The sequence below is a fragment of the Streptomyces sp. NPDC041108 genome (assembly GCF_055592645.1).
The window spans coordinates 522,955-540,434 of the sequence record NZ_JBVIYK010000004.1 but is presented as its reverse complement, the minus strand read 5'-3'; the positions used below and the strand labels follow the sequence as shown (position 1 = coordinate 540,434).

At 73.7% G+C, this 17,480-nt stretch carries 18 protein-coding genes and 1 pseudogene; 11 read left to right on the top strand and 8 right to left on the bottom strand.

Annotation, left to right across the window (positions count from 1 at the left end; genetic code table 11):
- The first annotated feature begins 4 nt into the window (after nt 1-4).
- From ACZ6BB_RS15600 to ACZ6BB_RS15590, 3 genes are read left to right on the top strand one after another with little or no spacing between them, the layout of a single operon-like run.
- Nucleotides 5-730 carry an NUDIX hydrolase gene (locus tag ACZ6BB_RS15600; RefSeq protein ID WP_471615709.1) on the top strand — a complete coding sequence of 242 codons (726 nt, stop codon included), beginning with the start codon at nt 5-7 and terminating at the stop codon, nt 728-730.
- On the top strand, nt 730-1,752 hold the full coding sequence (locus ACZ6BB_RS15595) for an ADP-ribosylglycohydrolase family protein (protein WP_471615708.1): 1,023 nt from the start codon (nt 730-732) through the stop codon (nt 1,750-1,752). The genes ACZ6BB_RS15600 and ACZ6BB_RS15595 overlap by 1 nt, the downstream gene beginning before the upstream one ends.
- A gap of 3 nt (nt 1,753-1,755) precedes the next feature.
- On the top strand, nt 1,756-2,517 hold the full coding sequence (locus ACZ6BB_RS15590) for a nucleotidyltransferase domain-containing protein (protein ID WP_471615707.1): 762 nt from the start codon (nt 1,756-1,758) through the stop codon (nt 2,515-2,517).
- A gap of 99 nt (nt 2,518-2,616) precedes the next feature.
- On the opposite strand, the gene ACZ6BB_RS15585 is transcribed toward ACZ6BB_RS15590, so the two are convergent.
- The 3 genes and pseudogenes from ACZ6BB_RS15585 to ACZ6BB_RS15575 form a co-directional block, all read right to left on the bottom strand.
- Complete coding sequence (locus ACZ6BB_RS15585; RefSeq protein WP_471615706.1) at nt 2,617-3,321, bottom strand: nucleotidyltransferase domain-containing protein; 705 nt, start codon at nt 3,319-3,321, stop codon at nt 2,617-2,619.
- Nucleotides 3,322-3,343: 22 nt separating this feature from the next.
- Nucleotides 3,344-3,778: a Rieske (2Fe-2S) protein gene (locus ACZ6BB_RS15580; protein ID WP_471615705.1), complete on the bottom strand. Its 435-nt coding sequence runs from the start codon at nt 3,776-3,778 to the stop codon at nt 3,344-3,346.
- A pseudogene (locus ACZ6BB_RS15575) lies at nt 3,775-3,971 on the bottom strand (DUF6529 family protein); the annotation flags it as partial. The pseudogene ACZ6BB_RS15575 and the gene ACZ6BB_RS15580, both read right to left, overlap by 4 nt.
- Before the next feature lie 198 nt (nt 3,972-4,169).
- Between ACZ6BB_RS15575 and aroH the strand changes: the two are divergent.
- The 5 genes from aroH (at nt 4,170) to der (ending at nt 8,653) form a co-directional block, all read left to right on the top strand.
- Nucleotides 4,170-4,532: a chorismate mutase gene (gene aroH / locus ACZ6BB_RS15570; RefSeq protein WP_471615704.1), complete on the top strand. Its 363-nt coding sequence runs from the start codon at nt 4,170-4,172 to the stop codon at nt 4,530-4,532.
- Entirely contained in the window at nt 4,529-5,614 is a 1,086-nt protein-coding gene (locus tag ACZ6BB_RS15565; protein ID WP_471615703.1) for a prephenate dehydrogenase, read from the top strand. The genes aroH and ACZ6BB_RS15565 overlap by 4 nt, the downstream gene beginning before the upstream one ends.
- A gap of 115 nt (nt 5,615-5,729) precedes the next feature.
- The gene (gene cmk / locus ACZ6BB_RS15560; RefSeq protein ID WP_471615702.1) at nt 5,730-6,407 is read left to right on the top strand and encodes a (d)CMP kinase; all 678 of its coding nucleotides are present in this window, start codon (nt 5,730-5,732) and stop codon (nt 6,405-6,407) included.
- Entirely contained in the window at nt 6,404-7,084 is a 681-nt protein-coding gene (locus tag ACZ6BB_RS15555; RefSeq protein WP_471615701.1) for a lysophospholipid acyltransferase family protein, read from the top strand. The genes cmk and ACZ6BB_RS15555 overlap by 4 nt, the downstream gene beginning before the upstream one ends.
- Before the next feature lie 108 nt (nt 7,085-7,192).
- Nucleotides 7,193-8,653, top strand: a complete 1,461-nt coding sequence (gene der / locus ACZ6BB_RS15550; protein ID WP_383896146.1) for a ribosome biogenesis GTPase Der — start codon at nt 7,193-7,195, stop codon at nt 8,651-8,653.
- 114 nt (nt 8,654-8,767) lie between these two features.
- Here der and ACZ6BB_RS15545 read toward each other — a convergent pair whose 3' ends face one another.
- Both ACZ6BB_RS15545 and ACZ6BB_RS15540 read right to left on the bottom strand, forming a co-directional pair.
- Nucleotides 8,768-9,124 (bottom strand): hypothetical protein, encoded by a 357-nt coding sequence (locus ACZ6BB_RS15545; RefSeq protein WP_471615700.1) that lies wholly within the window; start codon nt 9,122-9,124, stop codon nt 8,768-8,770.
- 178 nt (nt 9,125-9,302) lie between these two features.
- Nucleotides 9,303-10,073 carry a hypothetical protein gene (locus tag ACZ6BB_RS15540; protein ID WP_471615699.1) on the bottom strand — a complete coding sequence of 257 codons (771 nt, stop codon included), beginning with the start codon at nt 10,071-10,073 and terminating at the stop codon, nt 9,303-9,305.
- Nucleotides 10,074-10,608: 535 nt separating this feature from the next.
- On the opposite strand from ACZ6BB_RS15540, the gene ACZ6BB_RS15535 reads away from it, so the two are divergent.
- Nucleotides 10,609-11,262: a LysM peptidoglycan-binding domain-containing protein gene (locus ACZ6BB_RS15535; RefSeq protein ID WP_471615698.1), complete on the top strand. Its 654-nt coding sequence runs from the start codon at nt 10,609-10,611 to the stop codon at nt 11,260-11,262.
- A 17-nt stretch (nt 11,263-11,279) separates the two neighbouring features.
- On the opposite strand, the gene ACZ6BB_RS15530 is transcribed toward ACZ6BB_RS15535, so the two are convergent.
- Genes ACZ6BB_RS15530 through ACZ6BB_RS15520 form a run of 3 tightly spaced genes read right to left on the bottom strand, consistent with a single transcriptional unit; the run spans nt 11,280 to nt 15,453 of the window.
- On the bottom strand, nt 11,280-11,924 hold the full coding sequence (locus ACZ6BB_RS15530; RefSeq protein ID WP_471615697.1) for an ATP-binding cassette domain-containing protein: 645 nt from the start codon (nt 11,922-11,924) through the stop codon (nt 11,280-11,282).
- Nucleotides 11,921-14,914 (bottom strand): ABC transporter permease subunit, encoded by a 2,994-nt coding sequence (locus ACZ6BB_RS15525; protein WP_471615746.1) that lies wholly within the window; start codon nt 14,912-14,914, stop codon nt 11,921-11,923. The genes ACZ6BB_RS15530 and ACZ6BB_RS15525 overlap by 4 nt, the downstream gene beginning before the upstream one ends.
- A gap of 26 nt (nt 14,915-14,940) precedes the next feature.
- Nucleotides 14,941-15,453, bottom strand: coding sequence for a hypothetical protein (locus tag ACZ6BB_RS15520; protein ID WP_471615696.1), 513 nt, complete (start codon nt 15,451-15,453; stop codon nt 14,941-14,943).
- Nucleotides 15,454-15,575: 122 nt separating this feature from the next.
- On the opposite strand from ACZ6BB_RS15520, the gene ACZ6BB_RS15515 reads away from it, so the two are divergent.
- Both ACZ6BB_RS15515 and ACZ6BB_RS15510 read left to right on the top strand, forming a co-directional pair.
- Complete coding sequence (locus ACZ6BB_RS15515) at nt 15,576-16,163, top strand: MTB12 C-terminal domain-containing protein (RefSeq protein ID WP_471615695.1); 588 nt, start codon at nt 15,576-15,578, stop codon at nt 16,161-16,163.
- Nucleotides 16,138-17,430: an ABC transporter substrate-binding protein gene (locus ACZ6BB_RS15510; protein ID WP_471615694.1), complete on the top strand. Its 1,293-nt coding sequence runs from the start codon at nt 16,138-16,140 to the stop codon at nt 17,428-17,430. The genes ACZ6BB_RS15515 and ACZ6BB_RS15510 overlap by 26 nt, the downstream gene beginning before the upstream one ends.
- Nucleotides 17,431-17,480: the final 50 nt, after the last annotated feature.

The window sequence follows — 17,480 nt, the reverse complement described above, 5'->3', positions numbered from 1 at the left end:
GGAGATGAGCTCACCGGCGGGCTACGACAAGTACGCCTACGAACCCTTCGCCGTCACCGTCGACCTGGCCGTCTTCACCGTCCGCGCCGGGACCCTCCAGGTGCTGCTCGTCGAACGCGGGCAGGAACCGTACGCGGGCCGCTGGGCCCTGCCCGGCGGGTTCGTGCTGCCGGGCGAGTCCGCGGAGGAGGCCGCCTGGCGCGAACTCGCGGAGGAGACCGGGGTCTCGGAGGTCCCGGGCCTCCACCTGGAGCAGTTGCGGACCTACAGCGAGCCGGGGAGGGACCCGCGGATGCGGGTCGTCACCGTCGCGTTCGCCGCGCTCTTCCCCGACCTGCCCGCCCCGCACGGCGGCGGCGACGCGGCCCAGGCCCAGTGGCTGCGGTTCAACGCCATCGGCCCGCTCGCCTTCGACCACGACCGCATCCTCGCCGACGCCCACGAACGCGTCGGCGCCAAGCTGGAGTACACCTGTCTCGCCACCTCCTTCTGTCCGCCCGAGTTCACCCTCGGCGAGCTGCAGCAGGTCTACGAGACGGTGTGGGGCACTCCGATCGACCGGCCCAACTTCCGGCGCAAGGTGCTGGCCACGCCCGGCTTCGTCGAACAGGTGCCCGGTGCCGCCCGCCTGACCGGCGGTCGCGGCAAGCCCGCCGCGCTGTACCGGGCGGGAGGGGCCACCGCCCTGCACCCGCCCCTGCTGCGACCCACCACGGAAGGACGGCCCTGATGACCACGACGCTGCGTACGAAGCGCTCGGCCACCGGATCCCTGCTCGGCCTCGCCCTCGGAGACGCCCTCGGCCACCCGACGGAGTTCAACGACGTCCCGTCGATCCTCGCCACATGCGGACCCTGGCGGAAGATGGCGCTGCCGAAGCCCGCGATCGTCACGGACGACACCCAGATGACCCTGGCGCTGGCCCACGGGCTGCGGGCGGCCATGGACCGCGGATCACTCGGCGCCGAGGCGCTGGAGCGGGCCGTCCGCAAGGAGTTCGTGGAGTGGTCCCGCTCCCCGGAGAACAACCGCGCCCCCGGCCACACCTGCCTGGTCGCCTGCGACCTCCTCGCGGTCGAGCGCCACCCCTGGCAGTTCGCCAGCCAGATCCACTCCAAGGGCTGCGGCGCCAACATGCGCGTCGCCCCGCTCGGTCTGATCGGCCCGCTCAGCGACGAACAGCGCGCGGGCGCCGCCCAGCTGCAGGCCGCGCTCACCCACGGCCACCCCACCGCCCTCGCCGCGTCCGACCTCACCGCCCACGCCGTCAGGCTGCTCGCCCAGGGCGCCGAACCGATGGGCCTGGTCGGCCGGCTGCGGTCGTACGCCTACGAGAACCGCGCCCACTACCACGCGCGCTGGCTCGGCGACCTGTGGACCTACAGCCAGGACCCCTCGCCCGAGCACTACATCTCCCGGGGCTGGGACGAGTGCCTTCAAGCCCTGGACAACGTCCAGCGGGCGCTGCGGCTCCCGTCGCCCGAGACCGACCCCTGCACGGCCACGGGGGAGGGCTGGATCGCCGAGGAGGCCCTCGCCACCGGGCTGCTGTGCTTCCTGCTCTTCGTCGACGAGCCCGTCACCGCGCTGCGCCGCGCCGCCTGCACCTCGGGCGACTCCGACTCCATCGCCTGCCTCACCGGTGCCTTCGCGGGCGCCTACCACGGGCCGGACGCCTGGCCCGCCGAGTGGGCCGACCGGATCGAGTACCAGGGCGACCTCGTCTCGCTGGGAGCCCTCTGGGACGCTTGAGGGATGACCGACGCCCTCGACATCGACCTGGCCCCCGTGGTGGCCGAACAGCCCGACCCGCTGCTGTTCGCCACCGTCTCCGGAGCCCACCTGTACGGCTTCCCCTCGCGCGACTCGGACGTCGACCTGCGCGGTGTGCATCTGCTGCCCGCAGGCGAACTGGTCGGGCTGCGCGAGCCGGAGGAGACCCGGTCGAGGATGTGGGACCGGGACGGCGTCGAGATGGACCTCGTCACGCACGACCTGCGCAAGTTCGCCCGGCTCATGCTGCGCCGCAACGGCTACGTGCTGGAGCAGCTGCTCTCCCCGCTCGTCGTGCACACCGGCGAGACGCACCGCGAGCTGGTCGCGCTCGCCCCCGGCGTCCTCACCCGTCACCACGCCCATCACTACCGGGGGTTCGCCACCACCCAGTGGCGGCTCTTCGAGAAGACCGGCGAACTCAAGCCGCTGCTCTACACGTTCCGGGTGCTGCTCACCGGCATCCACCTCATGCGCAGCGGCGAGGTGCAGGCCCATCTGCCCACCTTGGTGCCGCAGACCGAGGAGGCCCCCGCCTATCTGCCGGACCTCGTCGCGGCGAAGGCGGCCGAGGAGCACGGCAAGGCGGACGTCGACCAGGAGCGCGTGGCGGCGGACGTGGAGCGGCTGCACCGTGTGCTGGACGAGGAGCAGGCCCTGTCGGCGCTGCCCGAGAACCCCGCCGCGTACGACGCCCTGCACGACTTCGTCGTCCGCGTCCGGCTGGAGGGTCTGAAGGACTGAGGGGCTCAGGCGCTGAAGGGCTGGGGTGCCGGGACGCCGGGGTGATTCGCGGGCGGGGCCGGGCCGGGGCGGGCTCGCGGGTGCGGGGCGGTGTGCGGCTCAGTCCCGTGCGGCCCGGAGGGCCGACGCGCGTCGGGTCCGTACGACGAAGTCCTCGACCCTGGCCACGTCCGGTTCCGGCGGCAGGGGGCTGCGGTCCGCCGCCTCGGCGGCCTCCGAGGCCAGCCGCGCCATCCAGTTCTCGACCCGGGCCCACGGCACCTCGCCGCGTTTCACCTCCAGCAGGGGCTCGCGCTGCTCGCCCACGTCGACGGTCAGCTCGCCCGTGCGCAGCAGGTCCCGGCAGCTCATCAGCAGGCGGAGCAGATGCATCGCGTGCTTCCAGCGGGGGATGCCGTGCGTACGGACGTCCGCGTCGAGCTTCTTGCGCTGGCCGAGGGCGTAGCGGGCGAACGTCTCATGGGCCCGGAGGGACAGGAACGCCCCACGCAGGGCGAGCAGTTCACGGCCCGTGTCGTCGACGTGCTCCACCAGGGGGGAGTGCAGGCACTCCAGGATGTTGGGGTTGGCGCGCAGGGCCAGATTGCAGAAGCGCTCCAGCTCCCAGCCGAACTGCTCCTGCGCCGGGCCCTCCACGTGCGTCGGCGGCTTCTCGAAGCGCCAGAACAGCTCGGTGGGGGCCAGGAAGACTCCCCGCCGGTCCGTGTCGCTGCCGTCCGTCGCGAGACCGAAGGCCCGCGACCCCATCACACAGGCGTAGACGGTGTGGTCGCGGACCAGGTCGTGCGGATGCGGGGGCTGCATATGCCGGAGCGTACGGGGTGGATCAGGGCCGCAGAATCGAATTTCCGGCGACCGTGATCTTCTCGGCGGGCAGCGGCCGGGTGGCCGGTCCCCGGGCGACCGCCCCGTCCGTGATGCTGAACCTGCTGCCGTGGCAGGCGCAGTTGATCGTCTCGTCCGAGACGCTGCTGACGACGCAGCCCAGGTGGGTGCAGATCGCCGAGAAGGCCTTGAAGTCGCCCTCCGCGGGCTGGGTCACGACGATCTTCTGATCGTCGAAGATCTTTCCCCCGCCCACCGGGATGTCGGCCGTCGTCGCCAGCTCCTCGCCGCCGTCCGCGCCGGTCCCCGCGGGCGAGGACTTCTCCGCGGTGTCCCCGCCGCCGTCGCCGCCCTGCTCACCGCACCCCACCAGCAGCGCCGCCGTGCCCGCCGCGCCGGTGGCCAGCATCGTGCGCCGCGTGGAACCCATCGTCATGTCGTCACTCCGTACGTGCGGAAGAACCAGAGGGCGGAGATCGGCCGGGCGACCGTGAGCGCGGTGAACACGAGACCGCCGACGGTCGTCAGGAGCCGGCCGGGGAGCGCTCCGAGCGGAGCAGCAGCATCTTCGCACCGAAAACACCGAAGAAGAAGCAACTCGGGAGAGAGTGCCACAAAACGTGTGTTTCGCGTACGGGGGTGTTTCGCGCTGAACGGGAGGACTGCGATGTTCGCGTGACCTTGTCGGGATCCGTGGCGGTGATCCGTCCCCCGTGGACGTCTTTCGGCCAGGCGTTTCGGCAGGCGGGCGCCGCGCGGTGGCCCGGGGCGGGTGACTAGGCTGTTCGTACAACCAGCCGGGATGTCCAGCAGTGAGGAGCACAGCCGTGGCGGTACGAGCGGTCCGGGGCGCCGTCCAACTCGAACGGGACGAGGCGGGGCACATGGACGAGCAGGTGGGCGAGCTGCTCACCGCGGTCCTGGAGCGCAACGAACTCACCCCGGACGACCTGATCAGCATCTGGTTCACGGCCACCCCCGACCTGCACAGCGACTTCCCGGCCGCCGCCGCCCGCAAGCTCGGCATCGTCGACGTACCGCTGATCTGCGCGCAGGAGCTGGACATCGAGGGCGCCCTGCCCCGGGTGGTGCGGATCCTCGCGCACATAGAGTCCGACCGGCCGCGCTCGGAGATCGCGCACGTGTACCTGGGGGCCGCGGCCACGCTCCGCAAGGACATCGCCCAGTGAGAACGGCACTCGTCATCGGCACCGGGCTGATCGGCACCTCCGCCGCCCTCGCCCTGGCCCAGCGCGGTGTCACCGTCCACCTCGTCGACCACAACCCCGAGCAGGCCCGTACGGCGGCCGCGCTCGGCGCCGGCACCGACGAGGCGCCCGAGGGCCCGGTGGACCTCGCGATCGTCGCCGCCCCGCCCGCGCACGTGGCCGCGACCCTCGCCGACGCCATGCGCCGGGGTCTCGCCCGCGGCTACCTCGACGTGGCCTCCGTGAAGGGCGGACCCCGCCGCGAGCTGGAGGAGCTGGGCCTCGACCTCTCCTGCTACATCGGCTCGCACCCCATGTCGGGCCGGGAGAAGTCCGGCCCGCTGGCCGCCACGGCCGAGCTCTTCGAGGGCCGCCCCTGGGTGCTCACCCCGACCCGGGACACCGACACCGAAGTCCTGAACCTCGCCCTGGAGCTGGTCTCGCACTGCCGGGCCGTCCCGGTGGTCATGGACGCGGACACCCACGACCGCGCCGTGGCCCTGGTCTCCCACATGCCGCATCTGGTGTCCAGCCTGGTCGCCGCGCGGCTGGAGCACGCCGAGGAGTCGGCCGTGCGGCTGTGCGGGCAGGGCATCAGGGACGTGACCCGGATCGCGGCCTCCGACCCGCGCATGTGGATGGACATCCTCTCCGCCAACCCCGGCCCGGTCGCCGATCTCCTCACCGACGTCTCCGCCGACCTCGACGAGACCGTCCAGGCCCTGCGCGCCCTCCAGGCCGGCGACGAGGCCAAGCGCCGCGAGGGCATGACCGGCATCGAGGACGTCCTGCGCCGCGGCAACGCCGGCCAGGTCCGCGTCCCCGGCAAACACGGGTCCGCACCACGGGTCTACGAAGTGGTGGCGGTACTGATCGACGACCAGCCCGGCCAGCTGGCCCGCATCTTCGCCGACGCGGGCACCGCCGGCATCAACATCGAGGACGTCCGCATCGAGCACGCCACCGGGCAGCAGGCCGGTCTGGTGCAGTTGATGGTGGAGCCGAAGGCGGCGGTGGTGCTGACGGGGGCGTTGCGGGAGCGGGGCTGGGCGATCCGGCAGTAGGGGTGGGTGCCGGGGGCGGTGGGCAGGGCCGGACGGGTCACGCGCAACCAGTACCCTTGTCCGGGGCCGCTTTCCGTCCCGCCCCACCACCTCGGACCAGGAAAGGTGCTCCCCAGTGGAACGCGCCACAGTGATCGTTGCCATCGACGGCCCCTCCGGCACGGGCAAGTCGAGCACCTCGAAGGCCGTGGCCGCGCAGCTCGGGCTGAGCTACCTGGACACGGGAGCCCAGTACCGGGCGATCACCTGGTGGATGGTCAACAACGGCATCGACATAGACGACCCCTCGGCGGTCGCGGCCGTGGCCGGCAAGCCGGAGATCGTGTCGGGCACGGACCCGTCCGGGCCGACCATCACCGTCGACGGCACGGACGTCGCCGGACCGATCCGCACCCAGGAGGTCACCTCCAAGGTCAGCGCGGTCAGCGCCGTACCGGAGGTGCGGACGCGGATCACCGAGCTGCAGCGGTCCATCGCGGCGGACGCCGCGCACGGCATCGTCGTCGAGGGCCGCGACATCGGCACGACCGTGCTGCCGGACGCCGACCTGAAGATCTTCCTCACCGCCTCGCCCGAGGCCCGCGCCGCCCGCCGCAGCGGCGAGCTGAAGGGCGCCGATGTCCAGGCCACCCGCGAGGCCCTGCTCAAGCGGGACGCGGCCGACTCCAGCCGTACGACCTCGCCGCTCGCCAAGGCGGACGACGCGGTCGAGGTGGACACCTCGGACCTCACGCTCCAGCAGGTCATCGAGTGCGTGGTCACCCTCGTCGAGGAGAAGCGGGCGGGCAAGTGAGCCAGGCCGCCACGGACCGGGCCGCCTCGCCCGCGGCCCCTACGCCGCTCGGTGCCGAGGTGGGCCGGCGTATCGGCGTCGGCCTGATGTACGGGCTGTGGAAGCCGCGCGTGCTGGGCGCCTGGCGGGTCCCCACGACCGGCCCGGTGATCCTCGCCCCCAACCACTCCCACATCGTCGACGGCCCCATGGTCATCGGCGTGGCGCCCCGGCCCTCGCACTTCCTGGTCAAGAAGGAGGCGTTCGTCGGGCCGCTCGGCCCGTTCATGCGCGCCGTCGGCCAGGTGGAGGTCGACCGCTCGACCGCCGACCGCACCGCCATCACCCGCGCCCTGGCCGTCCTGGAGGGCGGCGGTGTGCTGGGCATCTTCCCGGAGGGCACCCGGGGCGAGGGCGACTTCGCCTCGCTGCGCGCCGGGCTCTCCTACTTCGCCGTGCGCAGCGGAGCGCCGATCGTGCCGGTGGCCGTCCTGGGGAGCACGGAGCGGCGCGGACGGCTGATCAAGGGGCTGCCCCCGCTGCGTTCCCGCGTCGACGTGGTCTTCGGCGACCCGTTCGAGGCGGGCGACGGCAGCGGACGGCGTACACGCAAGGCGCTCGACGAGGCGACCGTACGCATCCAGCAGCAGCTGGGCGCGCACCTGGAGCATGCCCGGCGGCTCACCGGCCGTCGGTAAAACGCCGGGCGTCCGGTCGGGCGCTGGGCGACACTGAGTAGTGGACCATCCGGCGGACGAGCCGGGTGCTCCACCGATCACCACGATGAACTACGAGGTACGGACTTCATGAACGACCAGTTTCCCTCCGAGCACGAGCACGGAGAGCTTGGCGACGCCGAGTACGCGCAGTTCATGGAGCTCGCCGCGGAAGAGGGCTTCGACGTCGAGGACGTCGAGGGCGCCATCGAGGAGGCGGGGCACGGTCCCCTGCCCGTCCTCGCCGTCGTCGGCCGTCCGAACGTCGGCAAGTCGACGCTCGTGAACCGCATCATCGGCCGCCGCGAGGCGGTCGTCGAGGACAAGCCCGGCGTCACCCGTGACCGCGTCACCTACGAGGCCGAGTGGGCGGGCCGCCGCTTCAAGGTCGTCGACACCGGCGGCTGGGAGCAGGACGTCCTCGGCATCGACGCCTCCGTCGCCGCGCAGGCCGAGTACGCCATCGAGGCCGCCGACGCCGTCGTCTTCGTCGTGGACGCCAAGGTCGGCGTCACCGACACCGACGAGGCCGTCGTCCGGCTGCTGCGCAAGGCCAACAAGCCCGTGGTGCTGTGCGCCAACAAGGTCGACGGCCCGAGCGGCGAGGCCGATGCGACCGCCCTGTGGTCCCTCGGCATCGGCGAGCCGCACCCGGTCTCCTCGCTGCACGGCCGCGGCACCGGCGACATGCTGGACGCCGTCCTGGAGGCCCTGCCGGAGGCACCCGAGCAGAGCTTCGGCACCGCGGTCGGCGGCCCGCGCCGCATCGCGCTGATCGGCCGCCCGAACGTCGGCAAGTCCTCGCTCCTGAACAAGGTGGCGAACGAGGAGCGCGTCGTCGTCAACGAGATCGCGGGCACGACCCGTGACCCGGTCGACGAGCTGATCGAACTCGGCGGTGTCACCTGGAAGTTCGTCGACACGGCGGGCATCCGCAAGCGGGTCCACCTCCAGCAGGGCGCCGACTACTACGCCTCGCTGCGCACCGCGGCGGCCGTCGAGAAGGCGGAGGTGGCGGTCATCCTCATCGACGCCTCCGAGTCCATCTCGGTCCAGGACCAGCGCATCGTGACGATGGCGGTCGAGGCCGGCCGCGCGCTGGTCGTCGCGTACAACAAGTGGGACACCCTCGACGAGGAGCGCCGCTACTACCTGGAGCGGGAGATCGAGACCGAGTTCGGCCAGATCGCCTGGGCGCCCCGGGTCAATGTCTCGGCGCGCACCGGCCGGCACATGGAGAAGCTGGTCCCCGCGATCGAGACGGCGCTCGCCGGCTGGGAGACCCGGGTCCCGACGGGCCGCCTGAACGCCTTCCTCGGCGAGCTGGTCGCCGCCCACCCGCACCCGATCCGCGGCGGCAAGCAGCCCCGCATCCTGTTCGGCACCCAGGCCGGCACCAAGCCCCCGCGTTTCGTCCTCTTCGCCTCCGGCTTCATCGAGGCGGGCTACCGGCGCTTCATCGAGCGCCGCCTGCGTGAGGAGTTCGGCTTCGAGGGCACACCGATCCACATCTCGGTCCGGGTGCGCGAGAAGCGCGGCAAGAAGAAGTAGCCCCACCGGCGTCCACGGCACGCGCGTGAGGAGGGCGGCTGCCCGAGGTCATCCGACCTTCGGGCGGCCGCCCTCCTCATGTGTCCCTGCGCGCCGCTTCGCGTCTCCGCGTGGTCACAGACCCCGGCGCGGGTTCGGGGGCAGGGGCGACGGGATGTGGTGCATCCCCGTGTGCCCGGTGGGGATGCGCCCGACCGGCTGCCACACGGCCGCCGTTCCGGAGGTGTGACCGGGCTGCGTCTCGCGCTGGGTGGCGAGATGCCCCGCCGCGTGCCGGGCGCCGTACGAACCGGAGGTGTACGACCCGGTGACGCGTGATCCGCCGGAGCCGTGCGACGGGGTGCCGAAGCCCGTGAACCCCAGATCCTCCTCCCCGTGCCGGTCGCCCGGCAGGGTCCGATAGCTCCTGACCCACTCCGCGTAGAGCGTGTCGTAGATGGGCGTGGCCGAAGGATCCTGGGTCGGCCGCATGGACGGGATCGACGGGTAGGACTGGCGGCGGGGAACGTCGTATGCGTGCACGCCTGTGCCAACGACCCCGCCCCGGAAGGGATGCGCTACCTCAACCATTCAGCCTCCGGGAAGTCGGGCTACGGGAAGGGATCGCGCCCCGAGGGGCGGGTCGTGACGGCTCCGGCGGGCGGTGCGCTCAGGTGCCGGCCAGCGGCAGGGTCGCCGCCACCAGCTTCCCGTTCGCCGCGGCCTTGTCGAGCGCGTCCCGCAGCAGGTCCTCCCGCGGCTGCCGCCCGATCGACCCCACCGGCGCCGCGAACATCAGGACCTGCTGGTGCTTGTTGGCGGCGGCCCGCCACGCGTCGGCGACCTGCAGTGCCTGGTGGGCCTGCCACCACGCGACCGGTGAACCACCGGTGGTGCCGGGCTGCAGGATGGCGTGCAGCTGTCCCATGGCGAGCAGGACCGACCAGCCGTGCAGCACGGGCGGTACGGAGTCGATCTGGGGGAGCGGCATGAAGCCCTGCTCGATGAGCAGCGGCAGGAAGTCGTCGCCGACGCCGGTGGTGCCGGGGCGAGCGATGGGGGCGGTCGGTTCGACGACCAGCGCCGGGTGCAGCTCGCCGCTGAGCAGGATCAGTCCGCTGGTGACCCCGAGCACGGCCTGCTCGGGCGCGGCCGGGGCCGGGCTGTCCCCGGCGATGGAACGGGCGGCGCCCTGCAACTGCTCCTCGGTGACCTGGACGACCTGGGAGGGCAGACAGGTGGAGTGGGCGAAGGCGAGCACGGCTGTCTCGTCGCCCACGAAGAGGACGGTGCTGGTGCGCTCCTGTTCGGAGTCGCCGGGGGTGCGGCACGACGTGCAGTCGTAGCCGCCGGGGGCGTTCTCTCCGGCGAGCAGCCGGTCGGCTTCTTCGTCGCCGATCTCGGCGCGTACCTCGTCGCTGACCTCGAGCATGCGCGGCACGGGTGGCTCCTCGGGATGCGGTGCGTGTCGGTGCCGGGTGGCGCCCGGCCCATGAGCACGGAGGTTCCGGCTCATGCAGAAGACAACGGGCGATCTGTGGCCGGAGTCACGCCCGACGACGAACGGAATCGAACCAACCGCAGCGCAGCGTGAAACCTTGGGCGGAATCGGTTACTCCGCGCCAACTTCCCCGAGGTCCGAGGAAGTTGATCCGGTGAAGTGAGTCACAGGCCATCGGGTCACTTGGTCGACATATCCGGAAATCAGGGAATGAAATGGGTGGCCTGATTTGACCGCTACTCGCGGTAACCGCGAACTGGCCTCCCAGGACGGGCGATTGCTTGCTGACAGCTCGTCAACCTCTTTACATTCCCGGCCGTGTGCAACGAGCACCGCTCGGGTACGTCCGCCGGCCGCGCAGAGCCAGACAGCGCGCAGCACCATCTCCGGCGGACGGGGCGGAGCGCGACACCCGCGTCCATGCGCGGGAAGCGCCCCGCTCCGGGGGACCCCGGGTCCGTGGAGAGGGATCTTCATGTCCGAATGTGCCGATACCACGCGCCGCAGCTCCCGCAGGACGCGTACGACTGCGGTCCTCGCCGGGGCGGCGCTGCTCGCCCCGCTGGGACTCCTGGCCCTGACCGGCACCGCCTCGGCGGCCGACAGCGGGGTGTGGGACCGCATCGCCAAGTGCGAGAGCGGCGGCGACTGGCACATCAACACCGGCAACGGCTACTACGGCGGCCTGCAGTTCGCCGCCTCCACCTGGCGCGCCTACGGTGGCACCGCCTACGCGGCGACCGCCGACCGGGCCTCCCGGTCCCAGCAGATCGCGGTCGCCACCAAGGTCCAGCGGGCCCAGGGCTGGGGAGCGTGGCCCACCTGCTCCCGCCGTGCCGGGGCGACCGGCAGCGCGCCCGGCGCGCCCTCCGCCGGCGCGGCCACGACCGGATCGAACCGGGCCACCCCCGCGAGGCCCGAGACGTCCGCCGGAAAGACCCCGTCGCGGCCCGTCGGCCACGCGGACCGGGGCTCGTCCCGCGGCGACTACACCGTCCGGCAGGGCGACACGCTGAACGGTATCGCCGCCCGGCACGGGACCACCTGGCGGCAGGTCTACGCCGCCAACAGGGCCGTCATCGGGGGCGACCCCGACCTGATCGTGCCGGGCCAGCGGCTCGACCTCTGACCCGTCCGCCGGGCCCGTCACGCGAGTTCGGCCGCCTCGCCGCCGAAGACCACCGTCCCGCGCCGCAGTTCGTGCACGAGGACACCCGGTACGTCCCGCAGCTCCGGCGGCAGGCGCTGTTCGGCGACGACCACACAGGCGTCGAGGCGGCTCAGCAGTCCGTACGTGCGGGCCGCGACCGCCGGTGACATGCCCTGGGCGGGTTCGTCGACGAGCACGACCCGCCGCGTGGGCACCGACAGGGCACGGGCGAGGGCGAGCATGCGCTGCTCGCCCCCGGAGAGGGTGCCGGCGCGGCGCGGGAGCAGGGCACCGAGCCGCGGATAGGCGGCCAGGGCGTACGAGAGGTCCGGCGTGGCCAGTTCGAGGTTCTCGCGCACGGTGAGCGAACCGAAGACCGCCCGCCGCTCGGGGACGAGGACGAGACCCCGCCGGGCCCGCTCGTACGCCGGTGTCCGGGTCACGTCGACCCCGTCCCACACCACGGCGCCGCCGGAGAGCGGGACCGTGCCGGCGAGGGCCCGCAGTGCCGTCGTCCGGCCGGAGCCGTTGCGGCCCAGCAGGACGGTGAGACCGGGGCCCGGGGCGGCGAGGGTGATGCCGTGCAGGGCCTCCAGGGGGCCGTAGCGGACGCGGACGCGGCGCAGGGAGAGGAGGGTCATCGATCCACCGCCGGGTCGAGGGGGCCGAGCGGGCCCGGTGCGCGCAGGACGTGGCCGGCGGGACCGGAGGTGACGATCCGGCCCGTCGCCATGACGTGCACGACGTCCGCGAGGTCCGCGACGAGGTCCAGGTCGTGCTCGACGACCAGCAGGGCCATGCCGTCGTCGGCGAGGGCGCGCAGGACGCGGGCCAGGGCGGCCACTTCGGCCGTGTCGAGTCCGGCGGCGGGCTCGTCGAGCAGCAGCACCCGCGGGCTTCCGGCGAGCGCCCGCGCCAGCTCGACCCGCCGCAGCGTCCCCGTCGGCAGCCCGGCCGCCGGTGCCGTCCGTACCGCCCCGTCCAGCCCGAACAGCCGCAACGCCCGCTCCACGGCCGCGGGATCGGCGACGCGCCCCTGCTCGGCCCCCACCCGTACGTTCTCCGCCACGGTCAAGGACGGGAAGACCGCCAGCTGTTGGAACGTCCGGGCGATGCCGAGCCGCGTGCGCGCGTGCGCCGGAAGCCTCGTGATGTCCCGTCCGCCGAGCCGCACGCGGCCCTGCCCCGGCCGCGACGTCCCGGCGAGACAGTGGAAGAGGGTGCTCTTCCCGGCCCCGTTGGGGCCCACCACCGCGCCGACCCGCCCCGGAAGCACGTCGAGGTCGACACCGTCGAGCGCGATGAAGCCGCCGTAATCGACGCGGAGGTGGCGGGCCCGGAGGGGGAGTGCCGAGGGCGGGGCACCCGTGCGGGCCCGGCGCTGCACGGGGCCGGTGCCGGTGCCCGTCCCGGGCCGGGGCGGCAGGGACGGTTCGCCGGGTGCGGTCTCGGCCGGGCTGGCGGTGCGGGCCGCGTGGGGTGTGGGCCCGGCCCGTGGCGGTTGTGGGGCGTGGGATCCGCCTCGGTCCGTCTCCGGCGCGTCCGGTGTGCCCGGGTCCGTTTCTGTCGGGCCGGGTGCGGTCTCCGCCGGTCTCGCCGTGCGGGCCGGCCCGATCCCGGCCCGCGGCGGCAGTGGAGCCTCGGAGACGCCTCGGTCCGCCTCCGGGGTGCTCGCCGCGCTTCGGTTCGTCTCTGCCCCGTACGGCCCGCCCCGGCCCGCTCCCGTCGCGCCCCGCCCGGTCCTCGCCGCACTCCCGCCGCTCGACGACCTGCCCGCCCGTAGCCGCTCCCGGGCCCGCACCCCCGTCGGCGTCAGTGCGCGTCGGCCGCCCGACCCGGGACGCAGTCGGGCGACTCCCGCCCGCAGCGCCTCGTGGGCACCGCCCGGGAAGCGGCCCACCAGAGCCGCCAGGAGGCCGATCAGCGCCGCCGCCACGCCGCCCTTCGTACCGGCGTCCAGGCCCACCAGGAGGGCCGCCGCCGCGAGGGCGCCGAGTGTGCTGTCGGCCCCCAGGACGACGATCGCTGCGAACCAGAGGAGGCCGCGGACGGGGTCGTAGGCGGCGGGGTCGAAGGCCCGGACGCCCATGGCGAGCATGCCGCCGCCGAGGGCGGCCAGGGCGGCGCCCGCCACGAACGCGGCCAGCTTCAGCGACGGCACCCGAACGCCCGCCGCCGACGCGCCGGACTCGTGGTCCCGCAGAGCGGCGAGGGCCCGGCCGGTGCGGCCACGGCGCAGGGCGCGGGTGGCCAGCAGGGCGAGGAGCAGCAGGCCCAGCTCCAGGACGTAGTAGGCGCGGTCCCCCTCGAAGCCCGTGGGGCGTGTCGGGGTCAGGCCCGAGGTCGCGTAGGGCTGGGCGAGGACGAAGCGGCTGACGCCGACGCCCACGGCGAACGTGGCGAGGGCCAGCGCCAGACCGTGGCGGCGGATGGCCGGCCCGCCGGTCAGCAGGCCGAGCGGGGCCACGAGGAGGACGGCGACGAGGAGGGCGGTCAGCTCGGGCAGGGCCGGGAGGAACGGGAGGCGGCCGGCCGACAGCAGGGCCGTGAAGAGCGCGCCCAGACCCGCGTACGCGGCCTGGCCCAGGGAGATCTGGCCGCCCCGGCCCGTCACCACCACCAGGGAGAGCAGGACCACGCCCAGCGCCGGGACCTGGACGGCGGTGTGCAGGTCCTCGCCCGCGAAGCCCAGCGGGATCAGGAACAGCGCGAGCGCCACGATCCAGGCGCCGGCGGGGGCGCTGCCCCGCACGGTCGCCGTGCGGGGCAGCGCGTCGCGGGTCCCCACGCCGGGCAGGACGAGCGCCGCGACCAGCAGGGCGACCACGAAGAGGTTGGCGCCCACCGCCTGGAGCAGCGGCTCCGCCCGGCCCGACGGGTGGAACCGGGTCAGCTGGCTCTGCGCGACCCCGATGGCCAGTGCGACCAGCACGGCCACCGGGAGGCTGCGCATCCGGGCGGCGACCGCCACGGCGACCACCTCCATCACCAGCAGCGGCATGCCGTACGGGTCGAGGCGTACGTAGGGCGCCAGGAGCACCCCCGTCAGGCCCGCGGTGAAGGAGCCGAACGCCCAGCCCGCGGCGGCGACCCGGTCCGCGTCGACACCACCGAGGACGGCGAGGGAACGGTCGTCCATGACGGCCCGGAGTTCGCGGCCGAAGCGCGTCCGGCCGGTGACCACGCCCACGGCCGCCGCGACCGCCACGACCACCGCCAACTGGCCCCACGGGTCGCCCGGCACCAGCGTCGGTGCGTCGTCCCGCGCCCCCTGCCCCCACACCAGCACGGCCCCGCCGACGAGGAGGACGAAGACGCCGATGGAGGCGACGAGGGTCTGCGCGGGGTCGCCGCCGAGCACGGCGAGCGGGCGGAAGACGAGGCGCTCCAGGGCCAGGCCGAGGGCGGGGGCGGCCAGCAGCAGGGTCACGAGGGTGCCGAGCCAGAGCGGCCACCCCCACTCCACGGTGCACTGCCGCAGCAGATACGCGCACACCATCGCGATCGCCCCGTGCGCGAAGTTGAGCACGCCCGTCGCCCGGTACGTGACGATCAGGCCGATCCCGGTGAGGGCGGCCGCGCTGCCGACCGACAGCCCGGCCAGCGTCAGGTCGTACGTCAGCGAGGCCAGCGTGAGGTCGTACGTCAGCGGGGCCATCAGCCCTCCGCGGGCTCGGCGGGGTCGCTTCCGTCGGGCGCTTCGCAGATCGGGCAGGGGCGCAGTTCACCGCTCGCCAGGACCCGTGAGTCCACCGGCACCGCCTCCGCCTTCCCCGCCACCAGCGGGCAGTCCGCGCGGTGCCAGAGGGTGCCGCCGGGGACCATCAGCAGTCTGCCGCTGGTGGCGAGCGGCACAGCGGCCGCCTGCCCGGCCGCCTCGGCCTCGGCGCCGGACGGGTCGGCGGCGACCAGGAGGCCGTACAGCTCCTCGACGCGCGAGGCGGCCAGGGCGTCCCGGCCGCGGGCGAGGAGGACCGCGCCCGCGACGATCAGCGCGGCGCCGGGCACCGTGCAGGAGGCCAGGTAGGGGAGCTGGCGTTCGGCGAAGCGCTCGCCGGAGACGCCGTACCAGCCGACGACGCACAGCACCGCTCCGGCGGCGAGCGCGGCCCAGCCGGCCCAGGCGGGCCCGGGAACGGGGTGCGCGTCGCGCGGTCGGGCTGTCCGCATCAGGGCCTCCACACGTCGTGTGTCTGTCCATCTCAGCCGATGGCTTGCACTATGCCCCCTGCAACCTGACCCTGAAAGCACCGGGCGCGCACCGCCCGGACCGACACCCGGTGGTGAGCCAGATGGTTCTCGGGAGCGACCTCAGGCGGGCGAACGGACGGCGGGCCCGCGGCCCACGCGCGGCGGGACGGGGTACGGCCCTGGCGGCCGCCCTGGTACTCCTCCTCGCCCCGGCCCTCGCGGCGTGCAGCGACGACAGCGGGGGCGGCGGCGACACGGCGCCGCCCACGCCGACCGTGGAACGGACGACCGCCGAGCCCGGCGAGACAACCGTGTCCGCGAGCGCGCCCGCGGACACGGCGGCCGCCGAGAAACAGATCAAGAAGAACTGGAAGACGTTCTTCGACCCGGCCACCTCCACCAAGGAGAAGCAGGCCGTGCTGGAGAACGGCGACGAGATGGGCCCGGTCCTCGCCGCGTTCAGCGGCGACAAGCGCGGCGGGCAGGTGGAGGCCGAGGTCAAGAAGGTGACGTTCACCTCGGCGACCGGCGCCGACGTGACGTACACCCTGCTGCTGGAGGGTGCCACGGCACTGCCGGACGCGGCGGGCACGGCCGTGGAACAGGACGGCACCTGGAAGCTGTCCGTCAAGACGCTGTGCGGACTGGTCGCGCTGAGCGGCAATGCGACACCGGGTCCGGGCTGCTGAGACGGCCGCCGCGGGTCTGCTGCTCCTGCTGGTGACGGCCTGCGGCAGCCGGCTCCCGGAGAGCGACTTCGAGCACCGGGAGCGCACCACGGCGCCCGCGAGCGCCGAGCCGCTGCGCGTCGGGATCATCACCAGTGTCACCAGCCCGGTCGGCGGCACCGCGTTCACCGGGCCGCGCGACGGGGCGAGGGCCTACTTCGCCGCGCTCGACGCGCGCGGCGGCATCGCCGGCCGCCGCGTCGAGGTGCGCGAGTGCGACGACGGGGGCAGCGGCGTCGGCAACAACGAGTGCGTGCACCGGCTCGTGGAGGAGGACGGCGTGGTCGCGCTGGTCGCCACCACCGCCCTCGACTACGCGGGCGCCTCCCGTGTCGCCCGCGCGCGCGTGCCCGACATCGGCGGCCAGCCCGTCGGCCCGGCCTACGACACCTATCCGTACCTCTACAGCCTCTACGGCAGCCTCGCGCCCCGGAACGGCACGACGGGCTGGGACGGGAAGCAGTACGGCGGCACCGAGGTCTACCGCTACTTCCGGCGCGAGCACGGCGCCCGTACCGCGGCCGTCGTCTCGTACAACCAGCCCGCGTCGGCCGCGTACGCGCGCCTGGTCGTGCGGGGGCTCAAGGCGGAGGGGTACGAAGTCGTCACGGAGCAGGTGGACTTCGCGCTGCCCAACTTCCGCGCGGTCGCCGCCGACATCGAGGAGCGGGGCGTGGACCTGGTCTTCGACGCCATCGACGGCCACGGCAACGCCCGGCTGTGCGCGGCGCTGGACGCGGCGGGCGTCGACCTCACCGCCAAGGTCACCAACGTGCAGAACTGGACCTCCACGATCGCCGAGGACTACGCGGACGCCCCGCGCTGCCGCAACGCCCTGTGGGCCACCGGCTCCAGCCGCAACCATGCGGACCTCCGGGACGGAGCCGTACGGGAGTTCCGGGAGGCGACGAAGACGCTGAAGACGCACTCCCAGTGGCAGCTGGAGGGCTGGGCGGCCGCGATGTGGTTCACGGACGCGGCGCGCTCGTGCGCCGGAAGCCGGGAAGGCGTCACGCGCGCGTGTGTCGACCGGTTCATGAACCGCGACGAGCCCTACAGCGCCGACGGCCTTCTCGTGCCCGTCCGCTTCGAGCGGCTCACCGAGCCCCCGAGCACCCGTCGGAGCTGCGTGTCCGTGGCCCGCTGGCAGGACGGGAAGGGCTGGCTGACCCAAGGGGACATGAACGAGAACTGCTTCGACGTTCCGCAACTCCCCTACAGCCCCTGATGCGTTGAGCGGCGAACAGGTTCCCTCGTCCGGCTATCGATCGGGCAACC

Excerpts from the sequence above, each read along its gene's own strand:
- ACZ6BB_RS15600 (WP_471615709.1), top strand. The coding sequence starts at position 5 with ATGAGCTCACCGGCGGGCTACGACAAGTACGCCTACGAACCCTTCGCC.
- ACZ6BB_RS15530 (WP_471615697.1), bottom strand. The coding sequence starts at position 11,924 with ATGACCCTCCTCTCCCTGCGCCGCGTCCGCGTCCGCTACGGCCCCCTG.
- ACZ6BB_RS15520 (WP_471615696.1), bottom strand. The coding sequence starts at position 15,453 with ATGCGGACAGCCCGACCGCGCGACGCGCACCCCGTTCCCGGGCCCGCC.
- ACZ6BB_RS15580 (WP_471615705.1), bottom strand. The coding sequence starts at position 3,778 with ATGACGATGGGTTCCACGCGGCGCACGATGCTGGCCACCGGCGCGGCG.
- der (WP_383896146.1), top strand. The coding sequence starts at position 7,193 with ATGAACGACCAGTTTCCCTCCGAGCACGAGCACGGAGAGCTTGGCGAC.
- ACZ6BB_RS15545 (WP_471615700.1), bottom strand. The coding sequence starts at position 9,124 with ATGCGGCCGACCCAGGATCCTTCGGCCACGCCCATCTACGACACGCTC.
- ACZ6BB_RS15510 (WP_471615694.1), top strand. The coding sequence starts at position 16,138 with ATGCGACACCGGGTCCGGGCTGCTGAGACGGCCGCCGCGGGTCTGCTG.
- ACZ6BB_RS15585 (WP_471615706.1), bottom strand. The coding sequence starts at position 3,321 with ATGCAGCCCCCGCATCCGCACGACCTGGTCCGCGACCACACCGTCTAC.
- ACZ6BB_RS15515 (WP_471615695.1), top strand. The coding sequence starts at position 15,576 with ATGGTTCTCGGGAGCGACCTCAGGCGGGCGAACGGACGGCGGGCCCGC.
- ACZ6BB_RS15590 (WP_471615707.1), top strand. The coding sequence starts at position 1,756 with ATGACCGACGCCCTCGACATCGACCTGGCCCCCGTGGTGGCCGAACAG.
- ACZ6BB_RS15595 (WP_471615708.1), top strand. The coding sequence starts at position 730 with ATGACCACGACGCTGCGTACGAAGCGCTCGGCCACCGGATCCCTGCTC.
- ACZ6BB_RS15535 (WP_471615698.1), top strand. The coding sequence starts at position 10,609 with ATGTCCGAATGTGCCGATACCACGCGCCGCAGCTCCCGCAGGACGCGT.